Consider the following 13,784-nt stretch of genomic DNA (forward strand, 5'->3'; position numbering starts at 1 on the left):
GCAGGAACGAGGTGCGGTTGGTACGCCGAGCCGTGACGTTCAGCGACACAATCACGGTGCGCACCTCAGCCTTATTGCGAAGCTGCTTGCGGTGCGAGCCTCGAGTGCCACCTCGCCAAAGCCTGCGCGACGCAATGCTCAGCGAACCTCCCGCAGAGCATCGGCCACGGCTGGCTCCAGGCGAGGAAGTTCTGAACGCACTATGACGGCTCTTCGCGCTTGCCCGGAGGTCGTGTTTGCTAGCTGACCGTCCGTGACCTGTCGTTGTGGCGGAGCGTGACGTGTCTGGGGCGGCAGGAGGGACGCACCCGCCCATCCGGAAAGATCGCGACTTGTCTAAGGTCCGTGATCGCCGGAAGAACGGGTGCGTCGTTGTTCGAGGATACGGCTGGTCGTGCGGTGGCGGCGGTGCTGGGGTTGCCGGGGTTCGTGGCCGAGGTGTTGGAGTTCGAGGCGGATGGTTCGGCGACGCTGCATGTGGCCATCGGCAGCGTCGTGGGTCTGGCTGCGGGCGCCGCGGCGGCCCTGCGGGGACTGCGCCGGGCACAGCAGGCAGGGACGCACAGGGCCGACTCCCCCGTCGAGGACTGATCGTCCGGCACCCGCGGAATCCGCAGATCCAGATTTTTACGTTACAAGGTCAGACGAGTGTTACTTGACCCGTCTCGCTCCATCTTTCCGATACTGGCTGGACCGTTGAGCATCGGCCTGGTCCTCACGGGCTTTGACCCGCAGCCGTGTTTCATGCGTGTTTCGTGCGAGGGCCGAGCGGTGCACCACGGCAGGCAGCACCGCACTCAGTGCCGCGTCCTCAACTGCCCATTCAGACCCGGATCGGACGCGCCACATCCACCCACTGCGCCAGGAGATCAAGCACGCACGGAACGTGCTATCCCACTCCGTCCTTCCGGAGTCTGCTGGTCGAGCACCATCCCGATCAGCAGCGCCAGCGGATCGTTGGTCAGCAGCATGTCCGCCTCGGCGATCTGGCTCAGATGCAGTCCCACGCGACCACCGTAGCCGACCGCTCAGTAGCGGCCGTCGCGCTGCCGGGCGGATCTCCGTGCAGTCGGCGTCGTCCCGGAACACCTCGTAGACGCCCACCTCCGACCAATGATCAATAGCTGGGTGGGCGAGGGAGACGCGGACGGTCCGCTGGCGCATCGGCTAGCCGCCGTGGTGCGATGGATCAGCCAGTCGCCACAGCGCGTTCCGGGATCGGGGCGCCCCTACCAACTCGGCCTGCCCGATCCGACGCAACCGCGCGAGCGTCTGGCGAGCTTGCTCGTCGGTAAGACCGGCCTGGCGAGCGATCTCGGCGCGGCTGACCGGTGTCCTGGTCAACACGGCCAGCACAAGGTCATTCTGTGTCCGGCCGCGGTCGAGCTGCTTCGTTGCCCGGCCGGCGTGGGGACTCAGCCGGTAGGTGGCGCCTCCCCGGTCTCCTTCCTGCACCAGCAAGCCGCGTGCGCGCAGTTCTTTGAGCTGCGTGGTCGCGGTTCGACTGTCCGCGACGCCGGTCGCACCCCGGTAGCTGACGTTGGTCAAGGTCTCCCCGCGTCGAGTGAGCGCCAGCGCGGTGAGCTGCGCACCCGTGAGTCCGGCGACGTTCAGCGTGGACAACCAGTCCCTGGTGTCCTCGTCGAGCAGCGCGTGATTGGGGATTGTGACGGTGAAGGTCGCGATGTCGTCCTCGAAGACCGGTGGCTCCATGCCCGCCTCAGCGAGCGCCGCCCGGACACGCGCGATACCGGTGCCTCGGTTCTCGCACACTGTCCGGCCCGGATCAAGCGGGGTATCCTCCAGGATCTTGAGCAGGACAGAATTGCGCGATGACGGTGGCACTGTGCCGAGTCCAAGCTCTCGTAGACCCACTGGCCCGAAGAGTCCGCCCGGGTTCCGGATCTGCAATCGGTCAGGGTAGAGCTCTACCTGAATCTGGGCACCCTGGGCCGACGGTGAGTAGTCGCGGTGTACCAGACTGTTCACCAGAGTCTCCCGGAGCACCTCCTCGGGATACTCCCATTCATCAACGCGGAACAGTCCGGTGATAATGCCGCGCCGTTTCATGTGTCGTTTCAGGATTCCTATAACATCGCGGACGATCACAGGTATCGGACCGTCTACGGAACGGTTATCCAGAAACCGCTCCCCGCGCGGCCCTGGCCGGGCCGGATCGGGCGTCGGGAAGACGACCACCGTGGCGTTCAGTTGCGGAAAGTACTGCTGCGGATAAATTCCGAATGCTACGACTGGGGCATGCCGCCCCTGGCCTTCTTGATCTCAAACTGATAGTTGTCGTTGCCGAGCCGAGCCAGGTCGCCGATCGTACGGGCCACTGTCTCGCGGTCCATGACTCCCCATCAGGATGCCTTCAACGCATCAGGATGCAATCTTGGTACCACTCGGGCCGACTACCATGACCGACTACCATGAGCCCGATCCCGGCCCAGAGCGGGCATCCGCATGTTGGTGGGGACAACGGAGTCCGGTGACCGCCAGCCCGGCCAGACATCACGGCTCGGAGCCTGGGCCTACGACACCATTTCGCTCGTTCTTTCCGATATCCGCTGGTCCAGGACCATGCCAACGAGGAGGGCAAGCGGGTCGTTGGTCAGCGGTTCGTCGGCCTCGTCGATCTGGCGCAGGTGCAGTCCCACGGTCGATTTCCCTTCGGTAGCAAGCCAGACTCCCCGATCGTGCCCTGACGGGCGACAGTCGCCGGCTCGCCTACCCGCCCAAGGCCAATCACGGGCGGACGCACCCGGCTCCGCGTCAGCACCCGAGCACTGACACGTGGCGCGCCTAACGGAGCCTAGCAAGATCCCGAGAGCATTACAACATCGTGTTAGGCTTGCGTCAGGCTCTCTGGGAGGCTTCGGCATGGACGCGGACGGGCTGGCCGAGATCGTTGTCTCGCTTCGCCGGATCGGTCGGGACGACGCAGGTCTCGAGGTCAAGCTGGCGTCGACCGACAAGTTGCCCAGTGAGACCATGCAGACACTATGCGCATTTGCGAACACTCCGGGCGGCGGCATCCTGATCTTGGGCCTCGACGAGGCGCGCGGGTTCGCGGCGACTGGCTGCGAGCATGCCGCGAAGCTCGCCGCCGACCTCGCGGGGCTGTGTCGGGACGGCCTCGTTCCGCCGCTCATGCCTCTGATCAGCCTTCCGGAGTTCGAGGACCGGACCCTTGTCGTCGCCGAGGTACCGGAGCTCGACCCGGCAGACAAGCCCTGTTATCTCCGGGGCAAAGGGCAGCCAAACGGCTCGTACATCCGCATCTCGGATGGGGATCATCGACTTACGTCGTACGAAGTAAGCCAACTGTTGATCAACCGAGGCCAGCCGAATTTCGACATGGAACCCGTCGAAGAAGCAGGCAGAGTCGATCTGCACGACGAACTCGTCGCGGACTATCTGCGGGACCTTCGCCGGTCCCGACCATCCTTGGCCCGCCGGGACGACGAAGATCTGCTTCGCCGCTGCGGAGTGCTGGTAAAGAGTGCGCTGGATGACCAGAGGCTCGTGCCGTCGCTGGGCGGACTGCTCGCACTGGGCCGGGATCCACAGGGTTTCGACTCACTGCGCGGATGCGCGATCGCGGTGACCGCGTACCCTACACCCCGCAAGGGGGAGCCCGGTCCAGACGGCCAGCGATTCCTGGACGACAAGATACTTGAAGGCCCGGCGCCGACTCTTCTCGCAGAGGTCTTTGACGTTCTGTACGCCCGCATGAGCCGACGTGGAATAGTGGCGGGGATCGGCCGGGAAGATCGCTGGGAGTATCCGCTGGAGGCCCTTCGGGAGATTTTGGTAAATGCCGTGGCCCACCGGGACTACAGTCCAATGTCCCGGGGGACGCGCATCCATGTGGAGATGTACCCCGATCGCCTTGAGGTAATTTCACCGGGCGGGCTCTTCGGGCCCGTCACCATCGACCGGCTAGGAGACGAGAGCATCGCATCCGCTCGTAACCGGGTTCTCGTCGACATCCTCGAGAATGTTCGTTTCCACCGCGATAAAAGGGCCCTGTGCGAGGGGCGGGCGACCGGTATTCCCACGGTTCTAAACAGCCTGCGCCAAGCTGGGCTCGTACCCCCGAGGTTCAAGGACAACATAAGCGACTTCCGAGTTATCATGCCAAACAGGACCTTGCTCGACGAGAGCACCCGGGCCTGGCTACACTCGCTGGGTCAGCCGGGCATCTCTCCGACACAGGAAATGGCCCTTGCGGTGTTTCGGACTGGCCGGGCACTGACGAGCGATGAGTACCGCATCGAACTCGCGGTAGACAGCAAGGTCGCTCGTCGAGAGCTGGGGGATCTTGTCCAACGAGGTCTGGTCAGAATGGTCAATCAGCGCCGATGGGCAAGGTACGTCCTTGATGACACGGCCGAGGATTCACACCCGACTCTTTTCTCTGAGCTCCTTGAGCACGAGCCGCGTCACCAACACGCGAGAGCCGTCCGCAACAAGGAAATTCGTGAATCCGCCACACGGAAACAACGTGTTCTGGAACTCCTGGCCGTCGAGTCACCCCTGACCCGCGCGGAGATCGCCGTCCGCCTTTCCTTGGGCGATCGGCAGGTTAGTTATGAGCTGACCAAGCTGATCGCCGAGGGACTGGTCGCCAGAACAACCGAAGCCTACAGCGACCCGAATGCCGCGTACCGCCTCACGAGCCCGCCGGCATGAGTTCCACACCATTTCTCGGAGCGGGCTGGCCTGATCGAGGAGCCGCGACGACGTGATCGCGATGATGTCGGGCTCGGGCCGTACCGCCGGGGAGGCGGTCCGGCCGCGGTTGCGGACTCGCTGGTGATCGTCGAACGGACCAGCCGCACATCTCTGGCTCGTGGCTATCGACCGGTCACAACCGGGTGCGCTCCGCGGAGCGGGCGTCCTGGACGAGCGTTCCGCTGTGGAGTACGCCCGCCATAGCGCGGTCGCGCCAAACGGCGGTGGAGTCGTAGAGCACGACCTCGGTGTCGACGGTGGAGATCAGAACGCCGCTTCGGCTACGCGGCAGCCGTCCGCTGACGACGCCGTCGGCCCGGACGAAGAAAGACCCCCAGCAACTCTCCCGAGCGGAGGAGTTCGGACAACTGATCCAGACGTGGTTGGCTGCCGCCGCAGCGGTCATCATCGCTGGCATGGTGACGCCGGGATAGGTGGCACCGGGATTAAGTCGTTGTAGATCTTCCCCGACGGCGGAGCGGATGGCCGCCATTCTCGCAGACGTCATATTTGCGGCATGGTAGGAGTGGAAGACGACCTGGACGTCGTGGCGCCGGTACTCGCGATATAACTCCGGGTACCGGTAGTCGTAGCAGATCAGCGCACCGCACCGGACCCGTTAATCGTGAAAATACTCGGGTGGTCACCCGGAGTGTAATGCGCCAGGTCGCCGGTGCGTTCTGCCGGATCGCCGGAGCAGAAGCGTTTATCGTATCGGTCGACGATGCTGCCGGTCGCATCGATGACGTAAAGACTGTTATGCGGTTTGTGATCACCGGTCAGGCGGTGTGTCGAACCGAGCACGACCCACAATCGGAGCTGACCGGCCAGCGCCAGGATCTGCAGGGTGACACGTTCGAGCGACTCCCAGTCGAATCCCTCGTAGCTCGGGAAGTCCGCTCCTGCGTAGCCCGACAGGCATGCCTCCGGAAAGTGCGCGATATCCGCCCCATGCTTCCGGGCGGACCGCATCTGACGCAGAATATATCGGCCGTTGCGCGTGACGTCGGCGTCCACCGGAAACTGACAGGTCGCCACCGTCACTTCAGGCACGGCTTCGTGCCCTTGGCTGAGGATCCGGGTCCAGGTCCTCAGTACGACGTACCGATAGACACTCCCCAGCAGCACCTGGCCGGGCACTCCATCTTTCCGATACCTGCTGGTCCAGAACCATCCCGATCAGCAGCGCCAACGGGTCGTTCGTCAGCAGCTCGTCCGCCTCGGTGACCTGGCTCAGGTGCAGTCCCACGACATCACCGTAGCCGACCGCGCCGCGGCGGCCGACACGTCGCGGTCAGACCCCCGTGTGGTCGGGGTTCAGGTGCTGGTTCCGTTCTCCTGCCGCGGGATGATCCCTTCTAGCGGTCGGCGACAGGTCCACACCGACCACTGACCAGCCGAGCCCGGCGAACGCCGACGGCCTTGCCGCCCCCAACTACTACGCCATACGATGCATCGCATGGCGAGATTCGGACGGGACGATGGCCTGGCCCGCTTCGGCGAGCCGGGAGTACTCGTCCTACTGTCACTGAGCGACGGTGCCAAACACGGCTACGCGATCACCGCTGACGTGTTGGAACAGACCGGGGTCCGACTCGGCCCCGGCACCCTGTACGGCTCGCTGACCAAACTGGTGGAACGCGGCCTGATCGCCGCACTGCCCAGGGATGATCGCCGCCGGCCCTATGAGATCACGGCGGCGGGAAGAGCGGCGTTGGCCACGCAGTTGGCGACCTGGTCCCGGGTCGTCCAGACCGGGCAGTCACGGCTGACCCAGGCATGAGGCGTCTCCTTCTCGTCCTGTGCCCCAGGCAGTGGCGGGCACGCTACGGCGACGAGTTCGCCTCGCTCCTCCAGGACACCCCACTGACCCTGGCCGCCGTCATCGACGTCCTGCGCCTCGTCCTGGGGCTCCATCACCAGGCCAGGCCGTGGCTCGCCCAGATCGCCGGAGCGGTACTCACCACCGCCGCCATGGAAGCCGCTGCCGTACGGGCGGAACTGACCGACAACATCCTGTGGGCTCCGACCACCCCGTTGCGGGCGCTGGGCCTGGTCGCAGTCCTGATGCCGACCGCGTTGGTGGTCGGCTCCGCGATCATGCGCCGTGCCCGGCTCCGCGGAGACGAACCGGTGTGACGGGACTGGCCGTAGCCGCTGTGGTCGCCGCGGTCCTGATCACGGTGGGCCTGATCACGGCACGGCGACCCGCGCCACCGCCAGCCGCTGGCTGGGCCGCACGACTACGGCGCTCGGCGATCTACCTTCTCCTTCTGGCGGCCGGCGCCGTTCTTGTCGCACGGGCCGGATACATCCTCGCCACCGAGCATCCCGGCGATCCGGAGACCTATCAACACGCCTGGGGCGGCCCGCACTACATCGGTTTCGTCATCGTGCACGTCGGCCCCGCCGTCCTCGTCCTGTTCCTGACCGGCCTGGCGCTGCGCCGCAGGCTGAGGGGACGTCGGCGAGCGGTCAGCCAGCAGCACGGGTGACAGGAAGCCCGGGTGGACGACCTCGGAGCGGCGCTGATCCGCTTCCCGCAACGACTAATCGGCGCCCCTCCCCCCGCTCCGCATCTCGCCAGCGAGTCGGAGACTGCCGGCCCGTCAGACCGGCTTCGCCGCGACGAGGATCTGACTGGCCAGGAGGCCGGGCCTGGCTGCCATTCGCTCGTGCCGATCGGGTTCGTGTCCGTCAGCTCGGCCTGCCTGGCGGGCGACCGACCGTGAGCCGCAGCACCCGGACGGACCTCCAGAACACGACGTCGGATTTCCGCCAGCATTCGCCGGAGCAGCTGCTTTATGTTCGACAAAGAACACCGTCCCAAGACTTGGAGACAATGATGTCGAGCATAGCCCTCATCACCGGAGGAAACCGTGGCCTGGGTTTTGCGGCGGCCAGGTCCCTGGCCCGGAAAGGTGTCACAGTCATCGTCGGCGCGCGCCGCGAGTCGGCCGCCCGCGAGGCCGTCTGCGCGCTGCGCGACGAGGGTTTTTCAGCCGACTGGGTAAAACTTGAGGTCGCCGATGCGGCCACCGCGAAAACCGCCGCCGCCGTGGTCCGGGAGCGGTACGGCCGACTCGACGTACTGGTGAACAACGCGGGTATCTCACCCGAGGTCGTGACCGTCGGGATACACGAGTTCGGCGGTCCAGACATCTTCCGGCGTACATACGAGACAAATGTTTTCGGCCCGGTAACTGTAATCGAGGCTTTTCTTCCGCTACTACTCAGGAGCGATGCCGGCCGGATCGTCAATGTGTCCTCGACGATGGGCTCGCTCACGGATCAAAACAATCCTATTTCCCCGTACCGCTCCTCGCTCCTGCCGGCCTACCGAAGCTCGAAGGCGGCATTGAACAGCATCACCGTTGAATTGGCGAAGAGCTTGAAGAATACTCCGATCAAGGTTACAACGGTATGCCCGGGATTCGCCCAGACAGATCTGACTCCAATAAACAGGCAGGCACCGCTGACTGCCGACCAGGGCGCGCAGGTCGTGGTCACTGCGGCGATGCTGCCCGCGGACGCCGAATCGGGAATGTTCATCGACGCCAACGGCCCGGTCGCGTGGTAGGTCACCAAAGCGCGTCGGGCGCTGACCGCCTGCCAGGGATCGGCTGTTCGGGCCCGCTTGGACGACGAGACGACGCCGCGCCGGCCCTGCTCGTGTCATGAGCCCCGCGAGTTGGTGCGGGCGCCTCACAGCTCCGCGATCTGCCCGTCAGCGACCCGGATGATTTCGATGAGTTCCGCGCGTAGGTCTGGCGCGGCCGCGCGCATGGCGAGCCATCGCTGTCGGATGCGCGCCCGCTTTCCTCTGCGAGCACACGCCAGGATCAGGGGCATCACAATGTCCGGGCAGACGCGACCGCCGCTAGGAAGTTTCGGCAGACCCGTTCCGGCATGTGGCTGCCTACGGTGGAATCATGCGCATCGACGAGCGTCGCATTCCGCTATCGGATGCCCTGCGACCGTGGATCTCCAAGATCAGCGTCACGACGATTGCCGTGCACGCCGGAGCGCGGACGATCGCCGAGCCGCCGGATCACTCCGCCGCCCTGGCCCTACACGTGTCTTCCCGGGAGAGCACACCGACCTGGTCGTCATGGGACCGCGTACCCGGGCGCTCTACCATCTCGGTGAGCCGGGACCGTTCTGCGTCTCGACCCGGTCACGCCGCCTCGTTGCTGGGCCGGTCCGTGGCGGGCCTGCGCGATCGCGCCGTGCTGCTGAGCGAGCTGTGGGGCACGCCGGGCGCCCAGCTCGAGAGGGAACTCACCGGCGTCGGTTCCGATCCTGACGGAATCGACGAACGGTGAAGGCCGAGGCATCCTCCGGGGACTTCGGTGACTGAGAACCGCAGCGATCCAGCGTCAGCGCCCTTCGAGGACGGCACTTAGCCCTCTGGCGAACTGCGCGGGGCGTTCAATGGGCCCAAGATGACCGCCGGGAAACTCGTTCAGCGGAAGTTTGAGCCCGGTGGCAAGGGCCGCCGCGGCCCGGTAGGGAAGGTATCCACGGGAGCCGATGCCGGCGGCGGGGGCCAGTCGCCCGCCCGCCGCGCCGATCGCGGCCAGGTCGATCTCATGGGTGGCGAACGGGATCAGGATGTGCTCCAGGAAAAGCGGTTGGAGCTCGCCGAGCAGAGAGAGCAGCTCCAGTAGTTCCGGGGTGGGCGGCTCGGGGACGGTCTCGGCGTAGCCGCCAAGCCAGTCACCTGGATGACGCAGGTCCGGGAAGTGGCTGGCAGGCTCCAGGGCCGTCATGGCCTCGGTCATGAGCCGAGCCGCCTCAGCCATCCCTTGGGTGCGTGCGGCCGTCCGGACCGCTTCGAGCGCGTCGCGGTGGCGTCCGGCGTCCGGCAGCAGGCCGAGCGCCGGGGGCTCGTGGACGACTGCGCGACGGAGGTGCTCGGGATGGCGGGCCAGCAGTTCGAGGGTGGTGATGGCACCGGCGCTGAAGCCGAACACGGTCGGCGGCTCGTCGAAGAGCGCCTCGATGAGGGTGAGGGTGTCCTCGGCGTAGACCTTCGGGTTCAGATCGCCGCGCTCGGTTCCCGGTGGCGCCGACACCAGGCGGCTGGACATGGCGACGACACGGTAGTGGTCGGCCAGATGCGCGGCGAGCCCGTCGAGAACTCCGGCATGGCCGGCGCCGCCGGGCAGGAGCAGCAGCGGGGGGCCGTCGCCGCGGTCACGGTAGTCGATGGGAGTGCCGTCCAGGGTCAGCGTTTGGGCGAGGATTGGTCTCTCCTGACAGGTTCTAGATCTTCGACCAGTTGGCCAGGGTGTGGTGGAGCAGGTCGACCGCCCGCCGCCACGAGGCGTCGACGCTGTGGTCAGCGGTGAAGCCACCGGTGGCCTCCAGGTCGCTGAAGCCGTGCAGGGTGCTGCGCAGCAGCCGGACCGCGTCGGTGGCCTCGGGTTCACGGAGGTCGTAGCCACGCAGCAGCGCGTAGCAGACCTCGACGATGCGTGCCACGCCTGCCGATGCGGCGAGCCCCATGGAGGACACGGGGTACCGGGTGGCCGCGTAGCGGCCGGGATGCCCGGTCGCCATTGCCCGGTAGGTATCAGCGAAGGCGACCAGGGCGTCGTAACGGGAGCGCCCCGCCACGGCCGCGCCCAGCGCGTCGGCCCATTCGGTGAGCGCGAGCAGCGCCACGCGCTCCTGCAGGTCGGCGAGGCTCCGAATGTGGGTGTAAAGGCTGGCATCGCGGACACCGAAGCGCCTCGCGAGCGCCGCCAGCGTCAGATTTTCGAAGCCGATCTCGTCGGCGAGGTCGGCGGCGGCGGACACCAGGGCGCCCGGAGTGATCCTCTCGCGGGACATACGGCTCCCTAACTTCCTTAGGTTCGACCCTAATATACATAGGACGACGGGTCCGACGGAAGCCGCCGCTACCGGATGGATCACGGCCGCGGATGTGACTGTCAGAGGCGTTCGATCAGCCGGTCGGGCCTGGTCAGTGGCGGCCACGCACCGGCCTGGGCCAGCGGGTCGGAAAACTGCCGGTCCAGCACCACCCCGATCAGCAGCGCCAACGGGTCGTTCGTCAGCAGCTCGTCCGCCTCGGGGATCTGGCTCGGATGCAGTCCCATCCCACGGCACAACCGTCGCCGACCTCGTCTCGGCGACCGTCGCGCCGCTGGCCGGACCGCCCTTTCATCGCAGGTGTCCGTCCGCTCGGAAGCCCTCCCCCTTCCCGATCATCCACCCCTGGGACGAGGACTGGTCGCCACGGTCTGCGCCCACGGTCGAGCCAGGAAGTCCGTCCAGGTGGGGATGACCGCGAGGTCAACGGACTGGATTCTTTTGCCATGGGAATCTCACGAACGGCGGACGCGGTCGCGGCCGGCCAGGCCGGTGCGGCTATCACCGTCGAAGGGTTGGCAAAGCACTACGGCAGGTTCGCCGCCGTCGAGGACGTGTCGTTCAGCATTCGAAGCGGAGCCATCACCGGATTCTTCGGGCCCAATGGAGCCGGCAAGACCACGGTACTCAAGGTGATCAGCGGGCTTGCCCGGGGAAGTGCCGGGCGGGTTCTGGTGAACGGTCGTGAGGCACACGCGCGGGACGCGGGCGCCCTGGGCGCCTTCATCGAGCCCTGCGGCGCTCACCCAGGCCGCTCGGCACGCGCGCACCTTCGTTCGTTGGCGACCATGGCCGGGCTGCCGGGATCGCGGGTATCCGAGGTGCTGGCGCTGGTGGGCCTTGAGCAGGACGCGCGTCGCAGAGTCGGGAAGTACTCGCTCGGCATGCGCCAGCGGCTTGGTCTCGCGGCGGCGCTGCTCGCCGATCCGGACATCCTGGTGCTGGACGAGCCGACCAACGGGTTGGACCCGCAGGGGATCCGATGGCTGCGGACCCTGTTGCGGGAACGGGCCGACTCGGGCCGCACCGTCGTGCTGTCCAGCCACTCGCTGACCGAGGCCGAGCGGCTGGTCGACGATGTCGTCGTCATCCACCGGGGGCGCATCGCGCACCAGGCTCCGATGGGTGTGATCACCCATCGCGGATCAACGCTCGAGGACATCTTCCTTAGCCTGACCGGAGCGGAGGACGCGTGAGCCGGCTGGTCAGGGGTGAGCTGATCAAAATCGTGAGCACGCGCACGGCGCTGGCGTTCGCGGTGACCTCGGTCGCCCTCACGGCCACCAATGCGATGATCGTCGCGCTCGCGTCGGGGACGCTCGACGAGGTGGGAGAGAAGCAGGAGGCCCTGTCCGGTATGCCGATCCTGTTGCTGCTGCTCGGGGCGGTCGGTGCCGCCGGTGAGTTCCGGCACCGCACCGCCGCGCCCGCGGCGCTCGCCTCGGGTGCCCCCCGGGAACGCCTGCTGCTCGCGCGGGCCACGGCGTACGCGATCACGGGCCTGGTCGTCGGCACGCTCATGGTCGCGGTCTCGCTGGGGGCGGGGCTGCCGCTTCTGGGCCGACAGTCCGGGCCCGACCTGAGCGTCGGCGCGGTGACCGCAGTGGCGGTGGGTCTGCTGGGGTCGTCGGTGCTCGCGACGATGATCGGAGTCGCCGTCGGCGCGCTGCTTCGCAACCAGATCCTCGCGGCGGTCGGCGCGTTGATCCTGACCTTCGTCATGAACCCGCTGCTCGACCGTGCGTGGGAGGGCTCGTCGGACTACACGCCGCTCGGCGCGGTGGCGGTGCTGACCCGCATGGTCCACGGGCCGGCCCGCATCTCCCTGGCCGCGGCGGCGATCGTCCTGGGCGCCTGGACGGTGGGGCTCATGGCCGCGGCGCTGGCCGGCGAACGTCGACGCGACCTGGCATGACCATCGAGGTGGCGGGCCTGCGGCGACTGCGGGCGCGCGCGGTGGCGGCCGCCCGCGTTCGTCGCACCGGGCGGGGCGACCGGTGGGACCGGCGCGCGCTCGGATTCGATCTCCTCGTCGCGGTGGCCGCCACGATCGCCGAGCTGAGCCTTCTCCTCAACGACGACCACACCACGCGGGTGTCGACCGTGCTGCTGGCGGTTTCGTCCGGCGGCGCGCTCATCGCGCGCCGCCGGGCCCCGTGGATGGTGCTCCTCGCGACGCTCGCGGCCGCCGGGGCTCTGGTGGCCACCGGCGACGCACCGGGCGGTGTGCCTGTCCTGGCGGCGCTGTTCACGATCGCTGAACGTGGCGACTGGCGCCGCGCGCTCGCCGCGCTCGCGCCCACCGCCGTGCTCCTGGCCCTGCTGTCGATCGTGTCCGTCCCGGTGACGGCGGGAGTGTGGGCGCTGGGCATGTATGCGCAGACCCGCCGCCGGTATGTCCGCGTCCTCGAGGAACGCGCCGATCGCCTCCGGCGTGAACAGGAGCAACTGGCCCGGATCGCGGTGCACGAGGAACGCGCGGCGATCGCCCGTGAGCTCCACGACATCGTCGCTCATTCGGTGACCGTGATGCTGCTCGGCGTGCGCGGCGCCCGCGACGTGCTGCGCACGTCGCCGGACCGGGCCGACGACACGTTGGCCCGGGTGGAGAAGAGCGGGGAGCAGAGCCTCGCGGAACTCCGCCGGATGCTGTCCGTGCTGCGCGCCCCGGGCACCCCCGCCGACTCCCGCCCCGCGCCCTCGCTGCGGGATCTGGAGGGGCTCGTTGCCGAGTACCGCGCCGCCGGGTTGCCCGTCGAGCTACGGGTGACGGGGGAACCGATCTCGCTGCCCGACGGTGTGGAGTTGTCCGCCTACCGCATCCTCGAGGAGGCTCTGACCAATGCGGTGAAGCATGCGCGTCCCAGCCAGGTCCTGGTCGCCCTCTCCTATAGTGACCGAAGCCTTGACATGGAAGTGACCAACGACGGGACAGCCGCCGAGTCGGCGCGGGTTCCGATTCTCGGTGACACCTGGGATGCACCCGTGACCAACGACTCGGCTCGGCACGGCCTCATCGGGATGCGGGAACGGGCCTCGGTGCTTGGTGGCGAGGTGGAGTTCGGTCATCAGCGCGACGGCTGGTTCCGAGTCGCCGCCCGTCTCCCAGCGGGCGAGGGAACATGAGCCTGGGCCACGCCGTCACGGCGACGCTCACGAGAGCG

18 protein-coding genes and 1 pseudogene are annotated in these 13,784 nt (G+C 67.2%); 11 read left to right on the forward strand and 8 right to left on the reverse strand.

Annotated features, from left to right (window positions below):
• The first annotated feature begins 372 nt into the window (after positions 1–372).
• The gene (locus MXD95_RS11280) at positions 373–591 is read left to right on the forward strand and encodes a hypothetical protein (protein WP_250640534.1); all 219 of its coding nucleotides are present in this window, start codon (positions 373–375) and stop codon (positions 589–591) included.
• Between the two features lie 305 nt (positions 592–896).
• On the opposite strand, the pseudogene MXD95_RS11285 reads toward MXD95_RS11280, so the two are convergent.
• From MXD95_RS11285 to MXD95_RS28495, 3 genes and pseudogenes are all read right to left on the reverse strand, one after another.
• Positions 897–1,007, reverse strand: a pseudogene (locus MXD95_RS11285) (HhH-GPD-type base excision DNA repair protein); the annotation flags it as partial.
• 160 nt (positions 1,008–1,167) lie between these two features.
• Positions 1,168–2,199, reverse strand: coding sequence for an ATP-binding protein (locus MXD95_RS11290; RefSeq protein WP_250640535.1), 1,032 nt, complete (start codon positions 2,197–2,199; stop codon positions 1,168–1,170).
• Between the two features lie 335 nt (positions 2,200–2,534).
• On the reverse strand, positions 2,535–2,660 hold the full coding sequence (locus MXD95_RS28495) for a hypothetical protein (protein ID WP_285223605.1): 126 nt from the start codon (positions 2,658–2,660) through the stop codon (positions 2,535–2,537).
• A gap of 223 nt (positions 2,661–2,883) precedes the next feature.
• On the opposite strand from MXD95_RS28495, the gene MXD95_RS11295 reads away from it, so the two are divergent.
• Positions 2,884–4,698: an ATP-binding protein gene (locus MXD95_RS11295; RefSeq protein ID WP_250640536.1), complete on the forward strand. Its 1,815-nt coding sequence runs from the start codon at positions 2,884–2,886 to the stop codon at positions 4,696–4,698.
• A gap of 175 nt (positions 4,699–4,873) precedes the next feature.
• Here the strand turns inward: MXD95_RS11295 and MXD95_RS11300 are convergent, their stop codons facing one another.
• Entirely contained in the window at positions 4,874–5,341 is a 468-nt protein-coding gene (locus tag MXD95_RS11300) for a nitrilase-related carbon-nitrogen hydrolase (RefSeq protein ID WP_251078192.1), read from the reverse strand.
• A complete protein-coding gene (locus MXD95_RS11305) occupies positions 5,338–5,880 on the reverse strand; it encodes a carbon-nitrogen hydrolase family protein (protein WP_250640537.1) in 543 nt (180 codons plus the stop codon). Before MXD95_RS11305 ends, MXD95_RS11300 begins: the two co-directional genes overlap by 4 nt.
• A 319-nt stretch (positions 5,881–6,199) precedes the next feature.
• Here MXD95_RS11305 and MXD95_RS11315 point away from each other — a divergent pair, with 319 nt between their 5' ends.
• The 6 genes from MXD95_RS11315 to MXD95_RS11340 all read left to right on the forward strand — a co-directional run bounded on the left by MXD95_RS11315 (position 6,200) and on the right by MXD95_RS11340 (position 9,065).
• Complete coding sequence (locus MXD95_RS11315) at positions 6,200–6,523, forward strand: PadR family transcriptional regulator (RefSeq protein WP_250640538.1); 324 nt, start codon at positions 6,200–6,202, stop codon at positions 6,521–6,523.
• The gene (locus MXD95_RS11320; protein ID WP_250640539.1) at positions 6,520–6,879 is read left to right on the forward strand and encodes a hypothetical protein; all 360 of its coding nucleotides are present in this window, start codon (positions 6,520–6,522) and stop codon (positions 6,877–6,879) included. Before MXD95_RS11315 ends, MXD95_RS11320 begins: the two co-directional genes overlap by 4 nt.
• Positions 6,876–7,235, forward strand: coding sequence for a hypothetical protein (locus MXD95_RS11325; RefSeq protein WP_250640540.1), 360 nt, complete (start codon positions 6,876–6,878; stop codon positions 7,233–7,235). Before MXD95_RS11320 ends, MXD95_RS11325 begins: the two co-directional genes overlap by 4 nt.
• A gap of 12 nt (positions 7,236–7,247) precedes the next feature.
• Entirely contained in the window at positions 7,248–7,472 is a 225-nt protein-coding gene (locus MXD95_RS11330) for a hypothetical protein (RefSeq protein ID WP_250640541.1), read from the forward strand.
• A gap of 113 nt (positions 7,473–7,585) precedes the next feature.
• Positions 7,586–8,320 carry an SDR family NAD(P)-dependent oxidoreductase gene (locus MXD95_RS11335; protein ID WP_250640542.1) on the forward strand — a complete coding sequence of 245 codons (735 nt, stop codon included), beginning with the start codon at positions 7,586–7,588 and terminating at the stop codon, positions 8,318–8,320.
• A gap of 352 nt (positions 8,321–8,672) precedes the next feature.
• On the forward strand, positions 8,673–9,065 hold the full coding sequence (locus MXD95_RS11340; protein WP_250640543.1) for a hypothetical protein: 393 nt from the start codon (positions 8,673–8,675) through the stop codon (positions 9,063–9,065).
• Between the two features lie 54 nt (positions 9,066–9,119).
• Here MXD95_RS11340 and MXD95_RS11345 read toward each other — a convergent pair whose 3' ends face one another.
• The 3 genes from MXD95_RS11345 to MXD95_RS11355 form a co-directional block, all read right to left on the reverse strand.
• Positions 9,120–10,100: an alpha/beta fold hydrolase gene (locus MXD95_RS11345; protein ID WP_250640544.1), complete on the reverse strand. Its 981-nt coding sequence runs from the start codon at positions 10,098–10,100 to the stop codon at positions 9,120–9,122.
• Positions 10,009–10,578 carry a TetR/AcrR family transcriptional regulator gene (locus MXD95_RS11350; protein ID WP_250640545.1) on the reverse strand — a complete coding sequence of 190 codons (570 nt, stop codon included), beginning with the start codon at positions 10,576–10,578 and terminating at the stop codon, positions 10,009–10,011. Before MXD95_RS11350 ends, MXD95_RS11345 begins: the two co-directional genes overlap by 92 nt.
• Positions 10,579–10,679: 101 nt before the next feature.
• The gene (locus MXD95_RS11355; protein ID WP_285223599.1) at positions 10,680–10,847 is read right to left on the reverse strand and encodes a hypothetical protein; all 168 of its coding nucleotides are present in this window, start codon (positions 10,845–10,847) and stop codon (positions 10,680–10,682) included.
• Between the two features lie 219 nt (positions 10,848–11,066).
• On the opposite strand from MXD95_RS11355, the gene MXD95_RS11360 reads away from it, so the two are divergent.
• Genes MXD95_RS11360 through MXD95_RS11370 form a run of 3 tightly spaced genes read left to right on the forward strand, consistent with a single transcriptional unit; the run spans position 11,067 to position 13,746 of the window.
• The gene (locus tag MXD95_RS11360; RefSeq protein ID WP_250640546.1) at positions 11,067–11,816 is read left to right on the forward strand and encodes an ABC transporter ATP-binding protein; all 750 of its coding nucleotides are present in this window, start codon (positions 11,067–11,069) and stop codon (positions 11,814–11,816) included.
• 32 nt (positions 11,817–11,848) lie between these two features.
• Positions 11,849–12,535: an ABC transporter permease gene (locus tag MXD95_RS11365; RefSeq protein ID WP_250640547.1), complete on the forward strand. Its 687-nt coding sequence runs from the start codon at positions 11,849–11,851 to the stop codon at positions 12,533–12,535.
• Positions 12,532–13,746 (forward strand): sensor histidine kinase, encoded by a 1,215-nt coding sequence (locus tag MXD95_RS11370; protein ID WP_250640548.1) that lies wholly within the window; start codon positions 12,532–12,534, stop codon positions 13,744–13,746. The genes MXD95_RS11365 and MXD95_RS11370 overlap by 4 nt, the downstream gene beginning before the upstream one ends.
• Positions 13,747–13,784 lie beyond the last annotated feature (38 nt).

Origin of the sequence: Frankia sp. AiPa1 (assembly GCF_023243075.1) — a bacterium.
GTDB lineage: Bacteria > Actinomycetota > Actinomycetes > Frankiales > Frankiaceae > Frankia.